The organism is Micromonospora sp. NPDC049274, assembly GCF_040678875.1.
In the GTDB taxonomy this organism is placed as follows: domain Bacteria; phylum Actinomycetota; class Actinomycetes; order Mycobacteriales; family Micromonosporaceae; genus Micromonospora.
The window spans coordinates 87,634-109,045 of sequence record NZ_JBFAQS010000010.1; the positions used below are offsets into that span (position 1 = coordinate 87,634).

The 21,412-nt window shown below is 71.7% G+C and carries 27 protein-coding genes; 18 read left to right on the forward strand and 9 right to left on the reverse strand.

Going from position 1 to position 21,412, the window contains the following annotated elements:
* Positions 1–21: 21 nt before the first annotated feature.
* Both AB0K10_RS20005 and AB0K10_RS20010 read right to left on the reverse strand, forming a co-directional pair.
* A complete protein-coding gene (locus tag AB0K10_RS20005; protein WP_363685457.1) occupies positions 22–1,197 on the reverse strand; it encodes a low temperature requirement protein A in 1,176 nt (391 codons plus the stop codon).
* A gap of 10 nt (positions 1,198–1,207) precedes the next feature.
* Positions 1,208–1,627: a hypothetical protein gene (locus AB0K10_RS20010; protein WP_363685459.1), complete on the reverse strand. Its 420-nt coding sequence runs from the start codon at positions 1,625–1,627 to the stop codon at positions 1,208–1,210.
* Positions 1,628–1,815: 188 nt separating this feature from the next.
* Here AB0K10_RS20010 and AB0K10_RS20015 point away from each other — a divergent pair, with 188 nt between their 5' ends.
* The gene (locus AB0K10_RS20015; RefSeq protein ID WP_363685461.1) at positions 1,816–2,901 is read left to right on the forward strand and encodes an S-(hydroxymethyl)mycothiol dehydrogenase; all 1,086 of its coding nucleotides are present in this window, start codon (positions 1,816–1,818) and stop codon (positions 2,899–2,901) included.
* A complete protein-coding gene (locus AB0K10_RS20020; RefSeq protein WP_363685463.1) occupies positions 2,901–3,530 on the forward strand; it encodes an MBL fold metallo-hydrolase in 630 nt (209 codons plus the stop codon). Before AB0K10_RS20015 ends, AB0K10_RS20020 begins: the two co-directional genes overlap by 1 nt.
* A 68-nt stretch (positions 3,531–3,598) precedes the next feature.
* Here AB0K10_RS20020 and tsaA read toward each other — a convergent pair whose 3' ends face one another.
* From tsaA to AB0K10_RS20035, 3 genes are all read right to left on the reverse strand, one after another.
* Entirely contained in the window at positions 3,599–4,027 is a 429-nt protein-coding gene (gene tsaA, locus AB0K10_RS20025; RefSeq protein WP_363685465.1) for a tRNA (N6-threonylcarbamoyladenosine(37)-N6)-methyltransferase TrmO, read from the reverse strand.
* A gap of 57 nt (positions 4,028–4,084) precedes the next feature.
* The gene (locus tag AB0K10_RS20030) at positions 4,085–4,720 is read right to left on the reverse strand and encodes a malonic semialdehyde reductase (RefSeq protein ID WP_363685467.1); all 636 of its coding nucleotides are present in this window, start codon (positions 4,718–4,720) and stop codon (positions 4,085–4,087) included.
* 204 nt (positions 4,721–4,924) lie between these two features.
* Positions 4,925–5,401 carry a MarR family winged helix-turn-helix transcriptional regulator gene (locus AB0K10_RS20035; protein ID WP_363685469.1) on the reverse strand — a complete coding sequence of 159 codons (477 nt, stop codon included), beginning with the start codon at positions 5,399–5,401 and terminating at the stop codon, positions 4,925–4,927.
* 120 nt (positions 5,402–5,521) lie between these two features.
* Between AB0K10_RS20035 and AB0K10_RS20040 the strand changes: the two genes are divergently transcribed.
* From AB0K10_RS20040 to AB0K10_RS20050, 3 genes are all read left to right on the forward strand, one after another.
* Complete coding sequence (locus AB0K10_RS20040; RefSeq protein ID WP_363685471.1) at positions 5,522–5,974, forward strand: VOC family protein; 453 nt, start codon at positions 5,522–5,524, stop codon at positions 5,972–5,974.
* The gene (locus AB0K10_RS20045; RefSeq protein WP_363685473.1) at positions 5,958–7,070 is read left to right on the forward strand and encodes a DUF3626 domain-containing protein; all 1,113 of its coding nucleotides are present in this window, start codon (positions 5,958–5,960) and stop codon (positions 7,068–7,070) included. Before AB0K10_RS20040 ends, AB0K10_RS20045 begins: the two co-directional genes overlap by 17 nt.
* A gap of 209 nt (positions 7,071–7,279) precedes the next feature.
* Positions 7,280–8,008 (forward strand): hypothetical protein, encoded by a 729-nt coding sequence (locus tag AB0K10_RS20050; RefSeq protein ID WP_363685475.1) that lies wholly within the window; start codon positions 7,280–7,282, stop codon positions 8,006–8,008.
* A 72-nt stretch (positions 8,009–8,080) separates the two neighbouring features.
* On the opposite strand, the gene AB0K10_RS20055 is transcribed toward AB0K10_RS20050, so the two are convergent.
* Positions 8,081–9,493: a hypothetical protein gene (locus tag AB0K10_RS20055; RefSeq protein ID WP_363685477.1), complete on the reverse strand. Its 1,413-nt coding sequence runs from the start codon at positions 9,491–9,493 to the stop codon at positions 8,081–8,083.
* Positions 9,494–9,765: 272 nt separating this feature from the next.
* Here AB0K10_RS20055 and AB0K10_RS20060 point away from each other — a divergent pair, with 272 nt between their 5' ends.
* The 4 genes from AB0K10_RS20060 to AB0K10_RS20075 all read left to right on the forward strand — a co-directional run bounded on the left by AB0K10_RS20060 (position 9,766) and on the right by AB0K10_RS20075 (position 13,572).
* Positions 9,766–10,077, forward strand: coding sequence for a MazG-like family protein (locus tag AB0K10_RS20060; protein ID WP_363685479.1), 312 nt, complete (start codon positions 9,766–9,768; stop codon positions 10,075–10,077).
* Between the two features lie 696 nt (positions 10,078–10,773).
* Entirely contained in the window at positions 10,774–11,334 is a 561-nt protein-coding gene (locus AB0K10_RS20065; protein WP_363685480.1) for a hypothetical protein, read from the forward strand.
* Positions 11,335–11,887: 553 nt separating this feature from the next.
* Positions 11,888–12,859: a pirin family protein gene (locus AB0K10_RS20070; protein ID WP_363685482.1), complete on the forward strand. Its 972-nt coding sequence runs from the start codon at positions 11,888–11,890 to the stop codon at positions 12,857–12,859.
* A 44-nt stretch (positions 12,860–12,903) separates the two neighbouring features.
* Entirely contained in the window at positions 12,904–13,572 is a 669-nt protein-coding gene (locus AB0K10_RS20075; RefSeq protein ID WP_363685484.1) for a hypothetical protein, read from the forward strand.
* A gap of 248 nt (positions 13,573–13,820) precedes the next feature.
* Here AB0K10_RS20075 and AB0K10_RS20080 read toward each other — a convergent pair whose 3' ends face one another.
* Positions 13,821–14,489 (reverse strand): DUF1345 domain-containing protein, encoded by a 669-nt coding sequence (locus AB0K10_RS20080; protein ID WP_363685486.1) that lies wholly within the window; start codon positions 14,487–14,489, stop codon positions 13,821–13,823.
* A gap of 33 nt (positions 14,490–14,522) precedes the next feature.
* The gene (locus AB0K10_RS20085) at positions 14,523–14,795 is read right to left on the reverse strand and encodes a DUF2795 domain-containing protein (RefSeq protein WP_363685488.1); all 273 of its coding nucleotides are present in this window, start codon (positions 14,793–14,795) and stop codon (positions 14,523–14,525) included.
* A 179-nt stretch (positions 14,796–14,974) separates the two neighbouring features.
* On the opposite strand from AB0K10_RS20085, the gene AB0K10_RS20090 reads away from it, so the two are divergent.
* From AB0K10_RS20090 to AB0K10_RS20125, 8 genes are all read left to right on the forward strand, one after another.
* Positions 14,975–15,385 (forward strand): DUF2267 domain-containing protein, encoded by a 411-nt coding sequence (locus AB0K10_RS20090; RefSeq protein WP_363685490.1) that lies wholly within the window; start codon positions 14,975–14,977, stop codon positions 15,383–15,385.
* Between the two features lie 208 nt (positions 15,386–15,593).
* Positions 15,594–16,616 carry a TerC/Alx family metal homeostasis membrane protein gene (locus tag AB0K10_RS20095; protein ID WP_363685492.1) on the forward strand — a complete coding sequence of 341 codons (1,023 nt, stop codon included), beginning with the start codon at positions 15,594–15,596 and terminating at the stop codon, positions 16,614–16,616.
* A gap of 76 nt (positions 16,617–16,692) precedes the next feature.
* Entirely contained in the window at positions 16,693–17,292 is a 600-nt protein-coding gene (locus AB0K10_RS20100; protein WP_363685494.1) for a sulfite oxidase-like oxidoreductase, read from the forward strand.
* A gap of 7 nt (positions 17,293–17,299) precedes the next feature.
* Positions 17,300–18,064: a ferredoxin reductase gene (locus AB0K10_RS20105; protein WP_363685743.1), complete on the forward strand. Its 765-nt coding sequence runs from the start codon at positions 17,300–17,302 to the stop codon at positions 18,062–18,064.
* 31 nt (positions 18,065–18,095) lie between these two features.
* Complete coding sequence (locus AB0K10_RS20110; protein WP_363685496.1) at positions 18,096–18,389, forward strand: DUF6510 family protein; 294 nt, start codon at positions 18,096–18,098, stop codon at positions 18,387–18,389.
* Between the two features lie 41 nt (positions 18,390–18,430).
* Positions 18,431–18,850: a hypothetical protein gene (locus tag AB0K10_RS20115; protein ID WP_363685498.1), complete on the forward strand. Its 420-nt coding sequence runs from the start codon at positions 18,431–18,433 to the stop codon at positions 18,848–18,850.
* 12 nt (positions 18,851–18,862) lie between these two features.
* Positions 18,863–19,048, forward strand: a complete 186-nt coding sequence (locus AB0K10_RS20120) for a Scr1 family TA system antitoxin-like transcriptional regulator (RefSeq protein ID WP_363685500.1) — start codon at positions 18,863–18,865, stop codon at positions 19,046–19,048.
* On the forward strand, positions 19,039–19,227 hold the full coding sequence (locus AB0K10_RS20125; protein WP_363685502.1) for a DUF397 domain-containing protein: 189 nt from the start codon (positions 19,039–19,041) through the stop codon (positions 19,225–19,227). Before AB0K10_RS20120 ends, AB0K10_RS20125 begins: the two co-directional genes overlap by 10 nt.
* 63 nt (positions 19,228–19,290) lie before the next feature.
* On the opposite strand, the gene AB0K10_RS20130 is transcribed toward AB0K10_RS20125, so the two are convergent.
* Positions 19,291–20,184 carry an LLM class flavin-dependent oxidoreductase gene (locus AB0K10_RS20130; RefSeq protein ID WP_363685504.1) on the reverse strand — a complete coding sequence of 298 codons (894 nt, stop codon included), beginning with the start codon at positions 20,182–20,184 and terminating at the stop codon, positions 19,291–19,293.
* A gap of 297 nt (positions 20,185–20,481) precedes the next feature.
* On the opposite strand from AB0K10_RS20130, the gene AB0K10_RS20135 reads away from it, so the two are divergent.
* On the forward strand, positions 20,482–21,198 hold the full coding sequence (locus AB0K10_RS20135) for a VOC family protein (RefSeq protein ID WP_363685745.1): 717 nt from the start codon (positions 20,482–20,484) through the stop codon (positions 21,196–21,198).
* Positions 21,199–21,412 lie beyond the last annotated feature (214 nt).

The window sequence follows — 21,412 nt, forward strand, 5'->3', positions numbered from 1 at the left end:
GATGCCTGATCCAGATCGGGGTCAGGCCGCAGGCGTCGCGGACGCCCCGGCGTCGCGTCCGCGCAACAGCACAGTCAACGTGACGAGCGCGACAAGCAGCAGCGCGAGCACCTGCACCGGGGCCGGACCCAGCGGTACGAGCAGCGCCAACCCGGCGACGACCGGGTAGGCGACGACCACCGCGCCGTGCTGCTGGCGGCGGACGAGCAGCACCCAGACCGTCAGCAGGTAGACGGCGATCGGCACGGCCACCGCGTAGGCGGCTGTCGTCGCGGAGACGTGCGCCAGGTGCCGCTCGTGGTCCACCGCCACGGGCAGGCCGGCCCCGAGCGCGGCGATCGCCCCGAAGATCAGGTAGTGGCCGTAGCCCCAGATGAGCGAGTACGGCAACCGGTCCGGCGCCTCGACCGGACGGTCGAAGTAGAGCCACCAGAGCGCGAACACGATGACCGCGCCGGCCGCCGCGAGTGCCCAGAGACCATGGTCACCCGCGTCGAGCCCGGTCTGGATCGCCACCGAGATCGCCAGCACCGCCTCGCCCAGCACGATCAGCGTGAACAATCCGTACCGCTCGCCGATGTGCCCGGGATGCCACGGCGTCATCCCGGGACGCTCGGCCACCGCCGGCACCAGCAGATCGGCGAGTGCCAGCAGCACGAACGCCGCGACGCCCCAGCCGTCGGGCAGCGCCAGCCGCAGCAGCCAGCCGAGCTGCACCACTGTCACGCCTATCGCGTAGCGGCGTGCCGCCGCGCGGTGCGCCTGATCGCCGGCGGCCGCCCGGATCCACTGCGCGACGGCGGCCAGCCGCATCACCACGTACCCGTACGTGATGACTGTGAAGTCACCGTCGGTGAAGGCGCGTGGCACCCCGGCCGCCAGGATCAGCGCCCCGGTGATCTGCACCAGCGTGGTGATCCGGTAGACGTCGTCGTCGGTGTCGTACGCCGAGGCGAACCAGGTGAAGTTCATCCACGACCACCAGATCGCGAAGAACACCATCAGGTAGCTGGGCAGCGCGTGGCCGAGGTGGCCCTCGGCGACGTCGTGGTGCAGGCTGGTCGCCGCCTGCGCCACGGCCACCACGAAACACAGGTCGAAGAAGAGCTCCAGCGGGGTGGCCGCGCGGTGCGGCTCGTCGCGGCGGCGGGGCCTCATCGGCCGGTAGAACGGCCGTACCGAACGAGTGTGGCTCACCGCAGCTATCTCAGCCGCGCCGACGGCCGTGAGTCAACCCCTCCAGCACCAGGGTCAGGCCAGCGCCCACCAACCAGACGTCCTTGGCCAGCCCGGCACCCTGCTGGGTCGGGCGGATGCTGCCCGGCTCGCGCATCCCCGGCGTCTTCAGGTACAGCTGCACGAGGCCCGCGCCGAACGCGGTCAGGCCGAGCCCCACCAGGGGCGCCGGGACGAACGGCGCGAGCAGCGCGGCCCCCAGGGCGATCTCCGAGTACGACAGCAGCTTGGCGAACCGCGGCGGCTCGAACTGACTGAGCTGCGGCATGGCCGCCACCGCCATCCCGTGCATGGCCTGCGCGGCCTCGCCCTCCAGGTTCCGCTTGCCCAGACCCGAGTTGAGGAAGTACGCGCCGATGCTGACCCGCAGCGGCAGGTGCGCGAATTTCATGATCACTCCTGGTGGCCGTGGTCCGAATTGTGGCCCGCGTACCCCGCGTGACAGCCGATAACCGCACCGCCCGGTCGACTGGGCCGGCCGTGATGATCGCGGTAGGTTCGCCGGGGGCCCACCGCCGAGCCCGGTTCACCCGCCTGCCCGGCGTCCGGTCCCGCCGCACACCACCAGCAGGAGGCGAAGTGAGCCAGGAAGTCCGGGGAGTTATCTCCCGCAGCAAGGGCGCGCCGGTCGAGGTCACCACCATCATCGTGCCCGATCCCGGCCCCGGTGAGGCGATCGTCCGGATCCAGTCCTGCGGGGTCTGCCACACGGACCTGCACTACCGCGAGGGTGGCATCAACGACGACTACCCGTTCCTGCTCGGGCACGAGGCGGCGGGGGTCGTCGAGCAGGTGGGCGACGGCGTCACCGACGTCGCCCCGGGCGACTTCGTGGTGCTCAACTGGCGGGCGGTCTGTGGGGTCTGCCGGGCGTGCCGCCGTGGTCGGCCCTGGTACTGCTTCAACACGCACAACGCCGCGCAGCGGATGACCCTCACCGACGGCACGGAACTCGCCCCGGCGCTGGGCATCGGCGCGTTCGCCGAGAAGACGCTCGTGCACGCCGGCCAGTGCACGAAGGTGAACCCTGCCGCCCGGCCGGCCGCCGTGGGCCTGCTCGGCTGCGGCGTGATGGCCGGGCTGGGCGCGGCGATGAACACCGGCAACGTGACCCGCGGCGACTCGGTCGCGGTGATCGGCTGCGGCGGTGTCGGGGACGCGGCGGTCGTCGGCGCGGCCCTCGCCGGCGCCACCACGATCGTCGCGGTGGACACCGACAGCCGGAAGCTGGACTGGGCCCGGAAGTTCGGCGCCACCCACACCGTGAACGCCTCCGAGACCGACCCGGTCGAGGCGATCCGTGCCGCCACCGGCGGCTTCGGCGCCGACGTGGTGATCGACGCGGTGGGTCGACCGGAGACCTGGAAGCAGGCGTTCTACGCCCGGGACCTCGCCGGCACCGTGGTGCTGGTCGGCGTGCCGACGCCGCAGATGCAGGTCGAGTTGCCGCTGCTGGACGTCTTCGGGCGTGGCGGCGCCCTCAAGTCCAGCTGGTACGGCGACTGCCTGCCCAGCCGGGACTTCCCGATGCTCACCGAGCTGTACCTGCAGGGTCGTCTCGACCTGGACGCCTTCGTCACCGAGGAGATCGCCCTCGACCAGGTCGAGAACGCCTTCGACCGGATGCACCACGGCGACGTGCTCCGCTCGGTGGTGGTGTTCTGATGACCGCTCGGGTCGACCACGCGGTCACCTCCGGCACGTTCTCCCTGGACGGGCAGACGTTCGAGGTCGACAACAACGTCTGGGTGATCGGCGACGACGAGGAGTGCGTCATCCTCGACGCGCCACACGACGTGGCCGCGATCCTCGCGCTGGTGGGCGACCGTCGGGTCCGGGCCATCCTGGCCACCCACGCCCACGACGACCACGTACGAGTGGCCCCCGAACTGGCCGAGGCCACCGGCGCTCCGGTGCTGCTGCACGCCGCCGACCGGGTGCTCTGGGACCTGGTCCACCCCCACCTGCCGCCACACGGCGAGTTGTGGGACGGGCAGAGCATCGAGGTGGCCGGCACCGCGCTGTGGGTGCTGCACACCCCCGGGCACAGTCCCGGCGCGTGCAGCTTCCACGCCCCGGACCTTTCGGCGGTGTTCACCGGCGACACCCTGTTCCAGGGTGGGCCGGGCGCGACCGGTCGCTCGTACAGCGACTTCGACACCATCGTGCAGTCGATCCGGACCCGGCTGCTGACCCTGCCCTCGGAGACGGTCGTGCACACCGGGCACGGCGACGACACCACGATCGGCGCGGAGGCCCCGCACCTACCGGAGTGGCTGGCACGCGGGCACTGACGGTGGCAGGTCGGCCGGGCTGCGTGTTGCGGTCGTGCTGCGGGTCGCGGGCGGGCTGGCCCTGCGGCTCAACGTTCGTCGGCGGCGCCCAGCACCGGCTTGACGTCCAGGACGGGTGTGCCGTCCAGGGCCTCCAGGTCGGCCACCTCGACGCGCAGCCCGTCCACCGCCAGCACCCGCACCCGGTGCAGTCCGATCGGGTTGGGCCGGTGCGGGGAGCGGGTGCTGAACACGCCCGTGCGGGGGCGGGTCTCGTCTCCGCGCGGGTGCACGGTCAGCACGTCGCGCCGGGCGCGGTCCAACCAGGTCAGCACCAGCAGCTCCGCGCCGGCCGACAGGTCGCTCAGGGCCCGCTCGACCCGCGGCTCGAAGATCAGCCACGCCGTCGGCGCCCCCTCGTCGCCCTGCCGGGGCGCACTCGCCGCGTCGGTCAGCGGCGAGGCGACCCGACCGACCGGGCGCAGCAGGTACGCGTCGTCGCCGTACGTCTCGACCATCGTCGCTCCCTTCCCGACTGTCAGCCTAGGTGCGGGGTTGGGAAAGCCCGAGCTTGTTCAGACCCACTGCAACACGTCGTCGTTGCCGAGGCGGGGGAGGCGGGCGTACCAGGGGTCCCTGCCCGGGTGGCCGATGTTGACCACCAGGATCGAGTGGAACCGGCCGTCCGGGAAGAACTCGGCGTCGACGGCCGCGGTGTCGAAACCGCTCATCGGCCCGGCCGCCAGTCCCTGAGCGCGGACGGCGAGGATGAAGTAGCCGGTTTGGAGCGTCGCGTTGAACGAGGCGCTTCCCACGCGCAGATCGTCGTTGCCCGCGAAGACGTCCTTCAGCTCCGGCTTGTGCGGCAGGAGGGCCGGGATGTACTCGTGGAACCGGGTGTCCATGGCCAGTACGGCGACCGCGGGGGCAGCGGCCGTCTTGGCTCGGTTGCCCTCGTCCATGTGTTTCACGAGCCGGTTGCGGCCCTCGCCCTCGCGCACGAACAGCACCCGCAGCGGCTGTGAGTTGGCAGAGGTCGGCGCCCACTTGGCCAGCTCCCAGATGTCGGTCAGCTCGGCGTCGGTCACCGGGGTCTCGGCGAAGGTGTTGGCCGTGCGGGCACCGGTGAACAGCGTGTGCTTCCCCTGCTCGTCCAGGCGGCTGAGCCGGTGCTCCCCGGAGCTGGTGACATCGCTCGGAACGGAACTCATGGTAGGCCTCGATTCGGTTGACGTGTGAACCAAAGCGTACGGCGATCTGGTTAACGCATCAACCAAAGTGTGGCGGTGGCGGTGTGAGCCCGGCCTCCCTCGGACGGGTGCCGGGTGAGATACACAGAACGGCCCTGAGCGCGTGCTCAGGGCCGTGGTGGGTTGCTCGTGGCGGGGCCGGGTCGGAGAGCCGCCGGGAGGAGGTCAGCCTCGCGTGGCGGGATCCAGCGCAGCGAGTCGTCGGCGCACCTTGTCCGTGATCGTGGCCAGGGTCTTCAGCTCGGTGGGGGTGAGCTGGTCGACAACCGCTTCGCGGGCATCGGCGACGTGCTGCCGGGCGGCGGTGGTGATCAGCTCCATGCCCTGCGGGGTGATGGTGACAGTCGCCCCCCGCTGGTCGACCTCCGAGCGCTCACGCACCACCAGGTCGCGTGCCTGCATGCGGGAGAGGTGTTGGGACAGCCGGCTCTTCTCCCAGTGCAGCAGAGCTCCGAGCTCGAACGATCGCAGCCGCCCGTCGGGCGCCTCCGACAGGTGTGCCAGCACCCGGTAGTCGGCGTGCGAGAGGCCGCAGCCGGTGCGGAGCCGGCGATCGATGAAAGCCGCCAGGCCCTCATCCATCAACATCAGGCCGCGCCACGCCCGCTGCTCCTGCTCGTTCAACCAGCGCGGCTCCGTCACGCCCACGAGTCTACCAATGGTTGAGGCGTCAACCATGTGGCGATCACTGTCGGCCCTCGTCAACGATGTGCCGCCACACGATCGTCAGGACGCGCCCCGGGCGTTGTTAAGATCCGGCGCATGGTCGCCGAGCACCCCGTACCCGTCGTCCGTCAACTGCGCCTCGTCGTGGAGGCAGCGGACCACGAGGCAGCGGTGGCGTTCTACCGGGACGCCCTGGGCCTGCCCGAGGAGGCGGCGTTCACCGGTGACGGGGACGCCCGGGTGGTGATCCTGGACGCCGGCCGGGCCACCCTGGAGATCGCCAACCCCGCCCAGAAGCGCATGATCGACGAGGTCGAGGTGGGCCGGCAGGTCGCTCCGCGCATCCGGGTGGCCTTCGAGGTGGACGACGCTCGGGCGGCCACGGCCCGACTGGTCGCCGCCGGGGCGAGCGAGATCGCGCCGCCGACGCGTACACCGTGGCAGTCGCTGAACTCCCGCCTGGACGCCCCGGCGGACCTGCAGATCACCGTCTTCGAGGAGCTGGGCACGCCGGCAGCCGTGGACCCCGGACATGACGGCGACGTCTGAGCGGGGTGGGCTCCGCGCCGCCGCCCTCACCTCGGCGCAGGTGGCTGCCCTCGCGTACGTGCGGTCGTCGGCCGTGGTCGAGCGGCCCGCGGCGCTCGCCGCGATCGAACGGGAACTCGTCGCCGCCGACGTCGGCCACCGGCCGGAACTACTGCTCGCCGCGGCAGCCGACCGTGGCCGGCTCACCGTCAACTTCCACCCCGATCGCCTGTGCGCCGACGGGCGGGCCGTCGCGTCCGCGCTGGCCGAGGACGGGGTGTACCGCAGTCAGTTCGTCACGGGGATCTCCAACGGTGGGCTGACCGCGTACCCGGGTGGCGACCGCGACCGGTGGGAACACCGGATGTTCGGCGGCGCGTACCAGCGGTCCGGGGTGGCACCGACGGATCGGCCCACGTACGGCGGACTGAACCTGCTCGACCACGCGGACGGCGCCTGTCCCCGCTTCGGCTCCTGTCACCTGCGGCTACGCCCGGAGGTGCTGGCCCGGGCGACCTTCTGCCTCGGCGACAGCCACCTGGACCCCACCGTGGTGGGTACGGCCGATGCGTTCGAGGCGGTCCTCGCCGGACTGCTGGCCGGCGTCGCCGGCACGGGCGAGTGCCTGGGCCGGTCCGGGACGGACGTCGCCATCCTGGCGCGGACGTTGCTGGAGGCGTCGAGCGCGCGGGCCACGGTCGGGCGCGCGCTCGACGACTACGTGGAGGCCCAGATCCACGGCCCCCTCGACCTCGCGCACGACGTCGAGGAACTGGTGGTGGATCCGTCGTTCGCCGGCACCCCGACCGGGGCGACGCTGGAATCGATCGCCCAGCGTTACGGGTTTCCGCTGCGCTGGCACCCCGGCTTCACGCTGGCCGTCGACCGTGTCGACGCCGAGTTCCGGGGCCCCGCGATCCCGGTGCTGGCCGCTCGGCTGCACCGGGAGTTCGCCCGGCCGGGCGCCCCGGTGGACGCGGCGCTGATCGGTCGGGGCGCGGTGTCGGTGGTGACCGAACCGGAGCGGTGGGCGGATCGGGGTCCGATCGCGGACACCCTTCAGCACCTCAAGCAGCTCTGGCACGTTCTCGTCTGGTCCGGCGAGCCCTCGCGCTGACAGTTTCGCCCGTTAGGTGAGGGCTGAGCCCTCGCGTCCCATTTCCCCGGGGTGACCAGGACCGCACCTCGCGGCTGCCCGGCATTTCCGGAATGACCGACACGTCAACCCGGTTGTGTCCCCGTACCGCCGGAGCCCAACCCCTTTCCGCGGTCATCTCCCGAGGAGCGTTCACCCCGGAGCGCTCCGCACGATCGAAAGGAACCATCGTGAAGCCCGACTTCACTCGATGGCTCCCCGCCATCGCTAAGGACTCGTATCGCAAGACCGCGTTGAGCGTGGCGGGTGTGGCTGCCCTCGGCGGTCTGGCCCTCGCACCGACCGCGGCCGCCGCGCCGGTCACCTCCGGCCCGCACCAGGGCGCCGTCGCCGCCATCGACCTCGCCACCGGCAAGGCCACCACGGCCAAGGCCGCCACCGCGGCGCACCACGAGGAGCAGCCCGTCGAGTCCGGGCTGACCACCGGCTCCGCCACCGGCAAGCCGCCGGCCGGCAAGCCGAGCCGCGACGAGCTGATCCCGCACGGCATCGAGGGCGCCCAGTCGCGCATCCCGCTCGACGGCGCGCAGCTCGACAACGCCCGCAAGATCGTGGACGCGGCCAAGAAGACAGGCGTCGGCGACCGTGGCGCGGTGATCGGCGTCGCCACGTCGTTGCAGGAGTCGAAGCTCTACAACCTCGGTCACCTCGGCGCGTACAACGACCACGACTCGCAGGGCCTGTTCCAGCAGCGTCCGTCGTCCGGTTGGGGCACGCCCGAGCAGATCACCGACCCGGAGTACGCCGCCACGGCGTTCTTCAGCGCCCTCAAGAACGTGGGCGGCTGGCAGGACCTGCCGCTGACCGCCGCCGCGCAGACCGTGCAGGTCTCCGCCTTCCCCTACGCGTACGCGCAGTGGGAGGAGCAGGCGGCGGACGTCGTCCAGCAGCTCTGGTGACACCACACGCACACGCCGGCCGGTTCCCCACTCGGGAGCCGGCCGGCGTCGTCGTGTCCGAAAGGTGCTGCCTCAGCAGGCCGCGTACAGGCGGCGGGTACCCAGCCCGGCGGCGTACGCGGCCCGGTCGCTGAACCGGCAGCCGTACTCGGGTCGGGCCACCACCCCCGGATCGGTCACCGTGTCGCCGGCCGGGCGCTCGCCGGTGCGTACCCAGGTCACCAGGTCGTCCCAGGCGGCGCCGGCCTCGGCCGGGCTGAACTCGCAGTGCTGCGCGGCCCGGATGGCCCGCTGCACCACCAGCCGGCTGCGACCGTTGCGTGCCACGTCTGTGGCGTACGCCTGCTCCATGCTGAACGGAACGAACATGTCGCCCAGGTCGTGCAGGCTGACCACGGGGGCGCTCGGCCGCCCGGCGATCTTCGGCACCTCGGTCAGCGTCGGCAGGAGCCGCTGCACGATGTTCTCCGGGGCCACCCGCTGCACGGACGAGTTGACGGTGACGGGGCTGTTCGGGGTGTAGCGGGTCAGCAGGTTTGTGGAGATCTGGCTGGGCCGCTGGGCGGGGGAGTCGCCGCCGTCGGTCACCGCGATGGAGAAGAGGAAGTCCTTCCAGACCGCGAAGGCCGCCTCCGCGCCGGGCCGTGGCCCGCCCGACCGGTTCACGGTGATGGCCCGCAACTGCTTGCCCCGGTCGGTCGTGGTGTCCGGACCGGTAGGCGTGAGCCCCGCCAGCCCAAGCGCCACCTGGATGCGCGGCACGGCGTTGCTCAGGTAGTCGGCAGGCGTCGGGTAGGCCCGCACTCCCGCGAGGGCCTGCGCGACCAGGTTGTAGTCGAGATAGAAGTCCAGCAGAGTCTGGTCACCGAGCACGCCGCACATGGGCAGCGCTCCGTCGTAATAGCCGGGGTACTGCTCCAGCGAGCGCCCGATGACGTACCCGCCCATCGACACTCCGGCCAGGTAGGTGCGGTGGGGTCTGCGCACCATCCGCCCGAAGTGGTCGGCGAGGTCTTTCGTGCTCAGCACCCCCGAGCGGATGTCGAAGCCGTTGCGGTCGTACGACGACGACGCCCACGCGTACCCCTGCGTCAGCAGCCGCTGGCGTAGCTCGAAGGCCGGCGGCTCCGGCGAGAGCACCGTGCCCTGGCCACGGTAGCCGTGCGCCCACACGACGAGGTCACCGTTCCATCGGGCGGGAACTTCGATGATGTACGCGGCGTGCCGGTGCACGCCCTGGCGTACCGTCGTGGGTTTGCCGGCCACCTCCAGCGGCGCCAGCGGTGGGTTCTGGAAGGTGTAGCCGGGCAGCGGCTGGTCGTCGTGGGGGTCGTGGCCGGCGTTGCCGGCTGCGGCGGCGGTGGATCCGGCGGCGGTGGATGTGGCGGCGGTGCTGGGTGCGGCGCCGAGCAGCCCGACGGTGAGGGTCAGTGTCGCGGTGGTGGCGACCAGGCGGCGCAGGGTGCGAATGGGTACGGACAGCATCGATGCTCCCCATCGGACGGATGTCGCCTGCGGGGCGACCAGGCGGGACGGTTGCCTACCGGCCGGTAGCGTCCTGAACCTAGGACTGCCGTCGACAGGAGTCAATGCCTGAGCTGACCGGCCGGTCAGAGTCGCCTGTCCGGCCGATCAGACCAGCCCGAGTCGTCCGTGGGCGGCCGTGTGACCTGGAGGATGCCCGGCGGCGCGGTGCGCCCCTCGATTGTGCGGGCCGGGTGTGTGGTTGGTCGGGGCCGTCGGGTTGACTGGTCGCCGTGGACGACTCGATCTGGGCGGCGGCCCGGGCTGCGCGGAGCTGGCTGGACGGGGCGAACGGCACCGGGCAGACGGAACTGACCTGCCGCATCCTCAAGCTCACCGAGGAGGCGGGGGAGGCATCCGCAGCCTGGATCGGTCTGCTCGGGCAGAATCCGCGCAAGGGTGTCACCCACACCCGCGAGGACGTGGCAGCCGAGTTGGCCGACGTGGCGTTCACCGCGCTCGTGGCCATCGAGAGTCTGGGACTCGACGCGCAGGCCGTGGTGGGGGCCTGTGCCGGAAAGGTCCGCTCTCGCCTCGAGGGGTGACACCAACCCCTCCCTTGATCGACTCGACTTCGCCGATGTCGCGGTAACAACCCACGTCGGATACCCCGATATCACCGAACCCGAGTGGATCGCCGTACGAGCCCCGCCGTCCGACCCGCGTCCCGGCGGGTCAGTTGGGCGCGGTGACCGGTGTGCACCGTGCCGGATGAGTGGGATGTCCGGTTGTCGGCATCATGGGGTGTGACCGGCGGCATCCGCGGGCTGGAATCGTGGCCAGCCGGTGGTCGTTACACATCCTGACGATCGCAGGACCACGGCCAGCCCCGCCGCCCCCGTCGTGGGGGTGGGAATGGCCGGCCCGGTCGGATGGTTGCAGATCCCCGAACGACCGCAGGCCCGCCGAGCGCACCCGCTAGATCCGGTAACCACGGCGGGGCTGATCGGCCCGCACGGCCATCTGCTGCCGCACACCCGCTCACCCGGCCGACCCGCCAGCGAACTGACCCGCCGGCCTCGGGAATCACCCCGGCCCGACGGTCGTTACACACGGTCCCGGCGCCACGAGCCCACCGCTCGCAGGCCGCCACCCCCGGTGCCGCAAGCCCCGCTCGCAGGCGCCGCCTCCCAGACTTTTCCCCCGTGAATTGTGCAGCGCCGGACGAGGTGCTCACACCCGCGCCGGACCGACCCCCATCGGTCGCGTGGGTGTTCCTACCCCCGAAGGAGCTACCCCTCATGAACACGATCTTCCGTAAGAGCATGCTGTCGGTTGCTGGTCTCGCGTTCGCCGGTGGTGTCTTCGCCGGCCCGATCGCCGCCCACGCCAACCCGGTCGACGCCAAGCCGGTCGCCGTCGCCGTGCAGACCAGCGCGCCGAAGCCGCAGGGCGACCAGTCGCACATCGACCTCAACGACGAGCAGACCGCCAACGCCAAGGCGATCATCGCCGCCACGAAGAAGGCCGGCCTGCCCGAACGCGCCGCGATCATCTCCATCGCCACCAGCCTGCAGGAGTCGAAGCTCGACAACCTCGGCCACCTCGGCGACGCCAACGACCACGACTCGCTGGGCCTGTTCCAGCAGCGCCCCTCCTCCGGTTGGGGCACCCCGGAGCAGATCACCAACCCGGAGTACTCCACCACCGCGTTCCTCAAGGGCCTCAAGCAGGTTGACGGCTGGCAGGACATGCCGCTGACCGAGGCCGCGCAGACCGTACAGGTCTCCGCCTACCCCGACGCCTACGCCCAGTGGGAGCAGCAGGCCACCGACCTGGTCGCCCAGCACTGGAACAGCTGACCCACCGCACGATCCCAACCGACTGGCCGGCACCCGAACCCGGGGTGCCGGCCAGCGGCATGTCCGGCGCATCCTGCCCCGCCCGCCCCGGCCCGGCTTCGCCCCGGCCCGGCTTCGCCCCGGCCCGGCTTTCGCCCGGGCCTGGTTCCGCCCGAGCCCGGCTGCGCCCAAGCCCGGCTTACCGAAGGGTGCGGCGTCGTGCCGTGCGCAGGGTTCGGCGTAGTGCCGTGCGCGCAGGGTTCGGCTTCACGCCGGTTGCGGCTCGCCTGGCCCGGCTCGCACGCTGTCTGGCTTCAAATCTTGGACAGTTTCCGTTCGGGCCGAACGGAAACTGTCCAAGATCTCGACGCTCGGAGTGTCGCAGGGGCCGGCCGGCGGCGGCGGGCTTGGTGAGAGGGCATCGAAGTCGCGACCGGAACTGGTGCAAGGGCTACGCGGGCCCGAGCCGAGATCGGAAGCTGTCCAGGATCTACCGACACGATGTGGTGGGTCGGCGGTCACCCCGGACGGGAAGCGCCGCAGCCAGGGGAGGGCGCGAGCGTACAGTCGGGCGGTGGAGCGTACCGAATCGATGCTGGCACAGACCCGACCGCCCGGCGTGGCCGACGTCGATCCCGGCAGCGTGCTGCTGCCGGGCCACGACGTGCCGCTGGGGCGGTACACGACGGTCCGGCGGTTGTTGCCGCAGCGGCCCCGGCGGATGGTCGGCGCGTGGTGCTTCGTGGACCATTTCGGCCCGGACGACGTGGCCCAGCGACCCGGCATGGAGGTGCCGCCGCACCCGCACACGGGTCTGCAGACGGTGACCTGGCTGCTCGACGGCGAGATCATTCACCGGGACAGTCTCGGCAACGTCCAGGCGATCCGGCCCGGCCAGCTGAACGTCATGACCTCCGGGCACGGCATCGCCCACTCGGAGCGGTCGCCGGCCACGCACCCGCCGGTCATGCACGGTGTGCAGCTCTGGGTGGCGCTGCCGGACCCCGCGCGGGCGGGCGACGCGGACTTCGCCCACCACGCCGACCTGCCACGCTGGCGAGACGGCGACGTGGACGCGACCCTGCTCGTCGGCGAGTTCGCCGGCCAGCGGTCCCCTGCTGTGGTGCACACCCCGCTGGTGGGCGTGCAGCTCGAGCTGGGCGGGTCGGCGCCGACCACACTGCCGTTGCGGCCCGATTTCGAGTACGCCGTGCTGGCGATGTCCGGCTCCGCGGAGGCCGCCGGGGTGGGTTTCGAGCCGGGAGCGCTGCTGTACCTGGGTTCGGGTCGACGTGAGGTGACAGTGCGCGGCGGTGCGGGGGCACGGCTGTTGCTGCTGGGCGGTACGCCGTTCGAGGAGCCGCTGGTCATGTGGTGGAACTTCGTGGGCCGCTCGCACGAGGAGGTCGCCGCCGCCCGGGAGGACTGGATGGCCGGCCGGCGTTTCGGGGTCGTGGCCGACGACGCGGCGTCACCGCTGCCGGCGCCCGCCCTGCCCACCACCCGACTCAAGGCCCGCGACCGCACCGGGGGCCTGCACGGCTGACCGGACGCGGCGGTTGACCGACGGCGGCGCGGGTAGTCGCCGGCATGGCGACGACTCTGATCACGCCCGTGGAGGACCGGAAACGCCTGGCCCGCCGCCTGGCCGGCAGTGGACGGGGCTTCGCCGAGCAGTACGGCTTCCGGGTGACGAACAATCCGGCGAGCCTGTTCCAGGTGCTCTACCTGGCGGTGCTGCTCGCCCGGCGGGGTGACTTCCGGCGGGCGTTGGACGGCGCGCGGGCGCTGCGCGACGAGGGGTGGGACAGCGCCGCACGGATGGCCCGGTCGCTGCACCGGGACCGGGTGCGGGTGCTGCGCGACAGTGGGCAGCGCGGTGACGTCGACGCGTTGGCCGACGTGCTGGGCGATCTGGCACGGACGGTCGTCGAGCGGTACCGGGGTGACCTGCGCCGGTTGCGCGCGATGGCGCATCACGAGCCGGCTGCCGAGCGGTCGCTCCTCACCGACCTGCCCGGGGTGGACGAGCAGGTCGTCGACCTGTTTCTGCGCGAGGCGCAGGCGTTGTGGCGGGAGGTGGCCCCCGTCGCGGACCGGCGGGCGCTGGTGGCGGCCCGCCGGCTCGGACTGGGCCGCTCGGCCGATGACCTCGCCGGGTTGGCCAGCGGCGAGTCGGAACAGCTGGCGTGGCTGGTGGGGGCCCTCGCACGGGTGGATCTGGAGCACCGGTACGCGGAGCTGACCGGTCACTCCTGACGTGCCCTGGCCCACAGTTCGGCAAAAACTGACCGTACGGAGGATGTTCTGTCGTATGGTTGTACCCGGCAGTGCTGGCCGCTCGGTTCGAGCGGCCGTCCACCGCCTGGTGACCGCGACCGGTTCGGGAGCGGTTCACCGCCTGGGCAGGCCTGCGTGGCGCCCCCGGTCGCGGTTCGTGGCCACGGGGCGCCCGCCTGTCCCGGCGAACTCCCGCCCCGTGCCAACCCCGGGCCGCGGTCGAGCGCTCAGTGGGCCAGTCCCGCCAGCAGGTTCACGGTGACGGCGATGATGAACGCGCCGAACAGGTACGACACCATCGAGTGCCGCAGCACCGTACGGCGCATCTCATTGCTGGTCAGGTTGGTGTCGGAGACCTGGAACGTCGCTCCGATGGTGAACGCCACGTACGCGAAGTCCGTGTACCGGGGCGGTTCCGGCTGGTTGAAGTTCACCCCGCCGTCGGGGCCGGTGTAGTAGATCCGGGCGTAGCGGGCCGCGAAGACTGTGTGCACCACCAGCCAGGACAGCAGCACGCTGAGGACGCCCAGCCCGCCGTACAGGTCACGATGCAGGCCGGGCGGCGCCGCGTGGGCGCTGGCCACGACGAGGCCGACGGCCAGCAGGCTGGCGAGGCAGGCGATCAGCAGCACCACGTCCCGGGTGGCCCGGTTGGGGTCCTCGTGCACGGCGAGTTGGGCGGTGCGGGCGGCGTCCATCGGCCAGAGCTTGCGCCACACCAGCACCAGCCAGCTCAACGCGGCGGCGTCCCAGCCTGCCAGTGGGGCGAGCGACGGCGACAGTGTCAGGGCGAAGGCGCAGCCGGCGATGACGCCGGCCACCGCCACGACGACGAGCTGCGTCGCCGCCGGGGTGTGCCCGTCCGGGGGGCGGGACAGCGGACCGGTGCCGGTCATCGGCGGCTCACGGTCGGGTCCGCCACCGCCGGGTCAGATGCCGCGCAGATGCTGCGACACCCGGTTGTGCTTCTTGTCCCGGGCCTGCTCGGCGCGTTGAGCGGGGCCCACCTCGGGGGCGGCCTCGATGCCTGCGGACCGGGCCACCTCATTGCCGTTGGCGTAGTCGACGGGCGGCAGGGCGCGCAGCGCCTTCAGCACGTCCGGCGGGGCGCCCTCGCGTTCGGCCTCGCGGACCACGTCGTCCTTCTCGGCCGGGTAGTCCAGGCTCGACAGGTACTGCAGGACGTCCGCGTAGCTCGCCATGTCTGGGGCTCCCTCGGGGCATCGATGTGGTCACGACCGGCGGCGGTTACCCGCCCGCCGCCCGCTCACGCCGACCCGAGCGAGGAAATCGCCCGCGCCGGCGGAGAAAGGCGGCGTCGTTTCCACGGCACGGCCGCGGGTACCCGCAGGCGCCGTCGACAAGCCCGAGGGAGTACGCGATGAACTACGACACCTTCGTCGATCAGGTTTCCCAGCGCACCCGGACGTCGTCCGAGCAGGCGGTCGAACTGACCCGGGCGGTGTTGGAGACGTTCGCCGAGCGGCTGACCGGCGGTGAGGTGCTGGACCTGGCCGCGCAGCTTCCGCAGCCGCTGCAACTGGTGCTCAAGCCGAGCCCGAGCACCGAACAGGCGGACCGGTTCGGTGCGGCGGAGTTCGTGGCGCGCGTCGCGTTGCGTGCCCGGGTGCAGGAGCCGGCCGCGCGCGATGCCGTCCGCGCGGTGTTCACCACCCTGCGCGAGGCGATCACGGGCGGGGAGTTCGACGACGTGGCGACCCAGTTGCCGCGTGACTACCGGGGTCTCGTGGAGCAGGCGATGGCGCCGGGCGCGACGTTGCGCCGCTCCTGACCGGTACGGGCGCACAGCGGTTGGCCAGGGCAACCATCGACGTCCGGCTTGGCGTGTCGATCGGGCCTGGCCTAACCTTGTCGTGCGAGGGGAGTACTTCCCACGAACCATTCCGGTCAGTACGGCACGCCCGGCGTGCCTCGGGTGGTTGCCCATCTTCGATGGGTGAAGGAGACCTCGAACATGACACGGTGTTCGAGGAGACCCCATGACCGAATTGTCATACCTGTCCGCGGCGAGCGACCTGTCGTCGGTGGGTACGCCCACGCTCTGGGCGCTGACCATCGCCGGCGTGGTGCTCCTGCTGGTGCTGGACTTCCTGGTGACGCGCAAGCCGCACGAGGTGTCCATGCGGGAGGCGCTCGGCTGGTCGGCGTTCTACGTCGCGCTGCCGCTCGCGTTCGGCGGTTGGGTCTGGTCCCGCTACGGCTCCGAGCAGGGCGTGCAGTACCTGACCGGTTACCTCGTGGAGAAGTCCCTCTCGGTCGACAACCTCTTCGTCTTCATGCTGCTGCTGGCCGCGTTCGCGGTGCCGGTCGTGCTCGCCCAGCGGGTGCTGCTCTACGGCATCGCCGGCGCGCTGGTGCTGCGGGCGGTCTTCATCGCCCTGGGCGCGGCGGCGTTGCAGACCCTCGACTTCGCGTTCCTGCTGTTCGCGATCATCCTCATCGCCACCGCGGTGAAGCTGCTGCGCGACGCCCTCTCCGGGCACCAGCAGGAGGTCGACATCAACACGATGCGCTCGGTGAAGCTGCTGCGCAGGATCATGCCGGTGGTCGACGAGTACCACGGCGCGCGGATGACCGTGCGACAGGGCGCGAAGCGGGCACTCACCCCGTTCGCCCTGGTGGTGGTCGCGGTGCTGGCCACCGACGTGGTCTTCGCCGTCGACTCGGTGCCGGCCGTCTACGGCATCACCGAGGACCCGTACCTGGTGTTCGCCACCAACGCGTTCGCCCTGCTCGGCCTGCGGGCGCTCTACTTCGTCCTGCACGCGGCGCTGAGCCGGCTGGTGCACCTCAGCTACGGCCTGGCGATCATCCTGGCGTTCATCGGCCTGAAGCTGGGCCTGCACTGGGCGCACGGCATCTGGGCGAGCGTGCCGCAGATCCCCACCCTGGCCTCGCTCGGCGTGATCATCGGCGTGCTGATCGTGGTGACCCTGACCAGCCTGCGCGCCACCCGGGGCGACACACCCGAGCAGCGCGAGGTCGTCACGGAGCGGCACTGACCACGCCGCGCCGGGCCGACGAGGGGGTACGCGGGAAAACTCCCGCCCCGGCCGGCCCGGGTGGTACGACTGTGCCATGGGAATCGTGTCACCGGGCTTCTCGGGTCGGCCTCGAACGCAGGAGCCGGCCCTGCCACCCGGCCAGTACCTGACCGAGGACTTTCCGGTGCTGTCGGCCGGCCCGACACCCCGGGTCTCGCTGGACACCTGGGAGTTCGTCATCTCCGCCGAGAACGGCACCGAGTACCGGTGGTCGTGGCAGGAGCTGATGGCGCTCCCACAGGAGACGCCGATGGTCGACATCCACTGCGTCACCCACTGGTCGAAGCTCGGCACCACCTGGACCGGCGTCTCCCTGGACACCCTGCTCGACGGCGTGGACACCGGCGCGCACTTCGCGCTCGCCCACTCGTACGGCGGGTACACGACGAACCTGCCGCTGGACGACCTGCGCGGCGGCCGGGCCTGGGTGGCGCACACCTTCGACGGCGCGCCGCTGCCGGCCGAGCACGGCGGCCCGGCGCGGCTGCTGGTGCCGCACCTGTACTTCTGGAAGTCCGCCAAGTGGGTGCGCGGCATCCGGCTCAAGACGATGGACGAGCCGGGATTCTGGGAGACGGCCGGCTACCACGACTACGGCGACCCGTGGCGCGAGCAGCGGTACCAGGGTGACTGAGCGGGCCGTGGCGACGGGCACCCCGGCCCGCGCGCCGATCAGGTGGCAGGTGGCGCGGCTGGTGGAGCGCCGGGTCGAGACGGCGACCGCGCAGACGCTTGTGCTGGAGGTGCCGGACTGGCCGGGGCACCTGCCCGGACAGCACGTCGACGTGCGGTTGACAGCGCCGGACGGCTACCAGGCCGCCCGGTCGTACTCGATCGCCGGGCCGGCAGTGGACGGCCCCGGTGGCCCGCGCATCGAGGTGACAGTCCAGCGGGTGCCCGACGGCGAGGTGTCCCCGTACCTCATCGATGTCTTCGGCGCCGGCGACCCGGTGGAGGTCCGCGGACCGCTCGGTGGCTGGTTCATCTGGCGGTCGGAGGACACCGCACCGGTGCAGCTGGTCGCGGGTGGCTCCGGCATCGTGCCGCTGATGGCGATGATCCGGGCGCGGCGAGCGGTCGGCAGCAAGGTGCCGTTCCGGCTGATCTACTCGGTGCGTACGGCGCAGGACGTGATCTACGCCGACGAGCTGCGCCGCCGGGGCCGCGACGACTTCGGCCTCGACGTGGCGTACGTGTACACCCGTGAGGCGCCCGACGGCTGGCGCGGCGAGCCGCACCGGGTCGGACTGGCCGACGTGAACACCCATGGCTGGCCGCCGGACCTGGAACCGCTCACCTATGTGTGCGGCCCGACCGGGTTCGTGGAGGCCGTGGCCGATCTGCTGGTGGGCCTGGGCCACTCGTCGCGGCGGATCAGGACCGAACGCTTCGGCCCCACCGGCTGAGAGCCCGCCCCGCAACGTCGAGGAGACCCCGATGACCGAGATGTCGTACCTGGACGGCAACATGCTCGACGGCCCGATGCGCGAGCTGTTCACCGTCGACCTCAGCACCGCGATGGGCCGCTGCGAGAACTGCGGGATGACCGGCTCGATAGCCAGCCTGCACGTCTACTCGCACGCCCCGGGCCTCGTCGCGCGCTGTCCGTCCTGCGAGTCGGTGATGGTGCGGCTGGTCCGCGCGCCGGACCGGGCCTGGCTGGACATGCGCGGCGTCACGTACCTCCAGGTGCCGATGCCGATGGAGCAGACGCTTCCCGAGCCGCTCTGACCGCTCGCTCGGCGCTCGCGCCGCTGCGGCAGACTGGCCGGATGGGCACCGGTCGGTGGCACGGCGTACCCCTGCGGGTCCGGCTGGTCGTGTCGGCGGCCGTGCTGGTCTTCGCCTACGGCGCCGTCGTGCACATCCTTCAGGTGCTGGTCCCCGGGCTGCGACCGCAGCTCGCCCTGCCCGGGTGGCTCGCTGTCTACTTCGCGTCCCTGACCCTGTGGGATCCGTTGGCGGCACTGCTCTTGGCGGCTCGCCGCCCGGTGGGGCTCGCGCTGGGCTGCGCCGTGCTGGTGACCGACGCCGCCGCGAACGGGTACGCCAACTACGTGCTCGATCCCGCCGGTGGCGTCACCCCGGGCCGGATCGGGCAGGCCGTGATCACCGCCCTCGCCGTCGCCCTCGTCGCGCTCACCCCGTGGCTGGCCCAGTGGTACGCCCGGCGGGTCAGTCCGGGGCGATGAACGGGGGCCTTCGTGGTCGCCGCCCCGTCGGACGGCGACGACGTGGCCTATCTGGACAATCCTCTACAGGGGACGGTCGTCGAGCGGCCCGCGGACGTACCATCGCTGCGGCAGTCGTGGGAATCGGTAGGGGCCGAGGCGATGTCGCACGGGCAGACCCTCAGGATGATCTCGGAGGCGGCAGAGGCATGGACCTGACCGGCGCGATCTGGTGCAGGAGCACCCGCAGCAGCGGCAACTCCGGCGACTGCGTCGAGGTTGCCGACAACCTGCCCGGCCTGGTGGGCGTCCGCGACAGCAGGGACCCGAGCGGCCCGGTGCTTGTCGTCGCCCCGGCCGCCTGGCGTGCCTTCGTCACCTTCGCCAAGCGTCACTGAACGACCGGGGCCGCCGCGTCGACGCAGCGCGTGCTGCCGACGCGGCGGCCCCGATCCGGGGGCTCAGCGCACGATTTCCGCGAGCATGTCGACCTGCCCGGGGTCGGCGCCGTAGCAGTACAACACCAGTTCGTCCGCGCCGAACTCCCGGTACGCGGCCACGGTGTCGGCGATCTGCGCCGGATCGCTCAGCGGCTCACCCCACCCCGGCCGGCCGGTGAACGCGTAGTAGCCGGCGATGGCGGCGCGCGCCTCGTCGATCGTGGCGGCCGGGCCGACCGCCACGTTGACCTGGCACACCAGGCGCGGCCGGCCCGCACGGCCCGCCGCCTCCCACCCCTCCTGCACGGTACGGACCAGGGGGCCGGCCCAGGTCAGGGGTGCTGCGCAGACGAACCCGTCGGCGTAGCGCCCCACGCGTCGCAGTGCCGGCGCGGCGAACCCTCCGATCAGCAGCGGTGGCCCCCCGAGCGTGAAGGGGCGCGGCCCGATCGTCGTCCCGCGATACGGCTGGCCCCGCCAGATCTCGCGCAGGGCGGTGAGTTGCGCGTCGAGCAGCCGACCCCGCTGCCCGATCGGCGTGCCGGCGGCGACGTGGTCGTCGTCGCGACCACCGACGCCGATGCCGAGGACGAACCGGCCGGCGGACATCCGGTCGAGGGTGGCGACCTGCTTGGCCAGCAGGGCGGTCTCGCGCAGCGGGCCCAGCAGGACTTCCGTCTGGAGGCGGATGCGCGTCGTGGCGCCGGCGAGGACCGCCAGGGCGGTCAACGGTTCGGGATTGTCGAACGTGAGGCGGTCCAGCAGAGCGAGGCTGTCGAAGCCGCGTGCTTCGGCGGCGGTGGCCCAGTCGAGCAGGCGGGCCGGTGCGCTGATGGGTAGGCCGAGGCCGATGTCCATGTCGATCTCCGTACGGTAGGCAGCGTGAACTGAAGCCGCCACCTCCTCCTCGCTCACGGCGAGGTCCCGAGTTCATCTGCGACGTGTTTCTCGAACCAGGGATACGAAGTTCCGCGGCAACAGTACGCGGCATCCGCCGGAGCGTCGCGGCGGGCGATGATCGACTCCGTTTCACGGAAATCGGGGTGTCCGAGCGCCCGGGACACCCCGATTTCAAGGATGTCGAGTCGATCAACCGCCGCCGCCGCGGTGACGCGTCGAAAACTCGGGTGCGGGCGGCACTGCGGGATCCGTAGGCTCCGATCTCCGGCCCGTCCGGGCTGTCCCCTGCACGGATCGGAGATGAGCGCAGCGATGGCAAGCCACCTCTTCGCGGTGTGTTTCGGCGCGAACGAACCCCTGCGTGTCGCACGGTTCTGGTCCGCGATCCTGGGCCGGGAGCTGGTCGACGACCCTCGCGACGGCGTCCTCGTGCTGCCCGGCGACAAGACCGGCTTCCGGCTGCGCTTTCCGCGGATCCCGGAGCCGAAGGTCCTGCAGAACCCGGCACACCTCGAACTGACAAGCGACTCGCCGGAACACCAGCGGCAGACGGTGGCCAGGGCACTGGAGCTGGGCGCGCGGCACACCGACGTCGGCCAACTCCCGGAGGAGAGCCACGTCGTGCTCGCCGACCCCGAGGGCAACGAGTTCTGCGTCCTCGGGCCGGGCAGCGTGTTCCTCGCCGGCTGCGGCTTCCTCGGTGATGTGGCCTGCGACGGAACGCGGGCCGTCGGCTACTTCTGGAGCGAGGCGCTCGGATGGCCGCTGGTCTGGGACCAGGACGAGGAGACCGCCATCCAGTCACCCCTGGGCGGCCCGAAGATCGCCTGGGGTGGTCCGCCGTTGATGCCCAAGGGGACCAGGGACCGGGTGACGTTCGACCTCGCCGTCGACGACGGCGACGACCCGCAGGCCGAGGTCGACCGCCTGCTCTCCCTCGGCGCCACAGCGGTCGGCACCGAGGGGGAGGACGCGGTGGTGCTGGCCGACCCCGACGGCACCGAGTTCCGCCTGCTGACGCGCCGCTAGGCGGTTAATTCCTCACCCCGGCGGGGCGGTGGCCAGCGATGACCGTCGGTCACCGCCGTGGGGGCGGGTGCGCTCGTGAGCGGTATACCTCAGAGTCATATTCATACCTGTGAGGTATACCGCTCACCAGCAGATCGACACGGCGGGCAGCCAAAGCGGATGGCCGTAGCTGGTGGGCTCTCGTCGCGCTCGAGGTTCGAACGTGCACGATGTG

Coding starts and splice junctions, on each gene's coding strand:
- AB0K10_RS20010 (WP_363685459.1), bottom strand. CDS start 1,627: ATGAAATTCGCGCACCTGCCGCTGCGGGTCAGCATCGGCGCGTACTTC.
- AB0K10_RS20020 (WP_363685463.1), top strand. CDS start 2,901: ATGACCGCTCGGGTCGACCACGCGGTCACCTCCGGCACGTTCTCCCTG.
- tsaA (WP_363685465.1), bottom strand. CDS start 4,027: ATGGTCGAGACGTACGGCGACGACGCGTACCTGCTGCGCCCGGTCGGT.
- AB0K10_RS20030 (WP_363685467.1), bottom strand. CDS start 4,720: ATGAGTTCCGTTCCGAGCGATGTCACCAGCTCCGGGGAGCACCGGCTC.
- AB0K10_RS20040 (WP_363685471.1), top strand. CDS start 5,522: ATGGTCGCCGAGCACCCCGTACCCGTCGTCCGTCAACTGCGCCTCGTC.
- AB0K10_RS20045 (WP_363685473.1), top strand. CDS start 5,958: ATGACGGCGACGTCTGAGCGGGGTGGGCTCCGCGCCGCCGCCCTCACC.
- AB0K10_RS20055 (WP_363685477.1), bottom strand. CDS start 9,493: ATGCTGTCCGTACCCATTCGCACCCTGCGCCGCCTGGTCGCCACCACC.
- AB0K10_RS20065 (WP_363685480.1), top strand. CDS start 10,774: ATGAACACGATCTTCCGTAAGAGCATGCTGTCGGTTGCTGGTCTCGCG.
- AB0K10_RS20075 (WP_363685484.1), top strand. CDS start 12,904: ATGGCGACGACTCTGATCACGCCCGTGGAGGACCGGAAACGCCTGGCC.
- AB0K10_RS20080 (WP_363685486.1), bottom strand. CDS start 14,489: ATGACCGGCACCGGTCCGCTGTCCCGCCCCCCGGACGGGCACACCCCG.
- AB0K10_RS20085 (WP_363685488.1), bottom strand. CDS start 14,795: ATGGCGAGCTACGCGGACGTCCTGCAGTACCTGTCGAGCCTGGACTAC.
- AB0K10_RS20090 (WP_363685490.1), top strand. CDS start 14,975: ATGAACTACGACACCTTCGTCGATCAGGTTTCCCAGCGCACCCGGACG.
- AB0K10_RS20095 (WP_363685492.1), top strand. CDS start 15,594: ATGACCGAATTGTCATACCTGTCCGCGGCGAGCGACCTGTCGTCGGTG.
- AB0K10_RS20100 (WP_363685494.1), top strand. CDS start 16,693: ATGGGAATCGTGTCACCGGGCTTCTCGGGTCGGCCTCGAACGCAGGAG.
- AB0K10_RS20110 (WP_363685496.1), top strand. CDS start 18,096: ATGACCGAGATGTCGTACCTGGACGGCAACATGCTCGACGGCCCGATG.
- AB0K10_RS20115 (WP_363685498.1), top strand. CDS start 18,431: ATGGGCACCGGTCGGTGGCACGGCGTACCCCTGCGGGTCCGGCTGGTC.
- AB0K10_RS20125 (WP_363685502.1), top strand. CDS start 19,039: ATGGACCTGACCGGCGCGATCTGGTGCAGGAGCACCCGCAGCAGCGGC.
- AB0K10_RS20135 (WP_363685745.1), top strand. CDS start 20,482: ATGGCAAGCCACCTCTTCGCGGTGTGTTTCGGCGCGAACGAACCCCTG.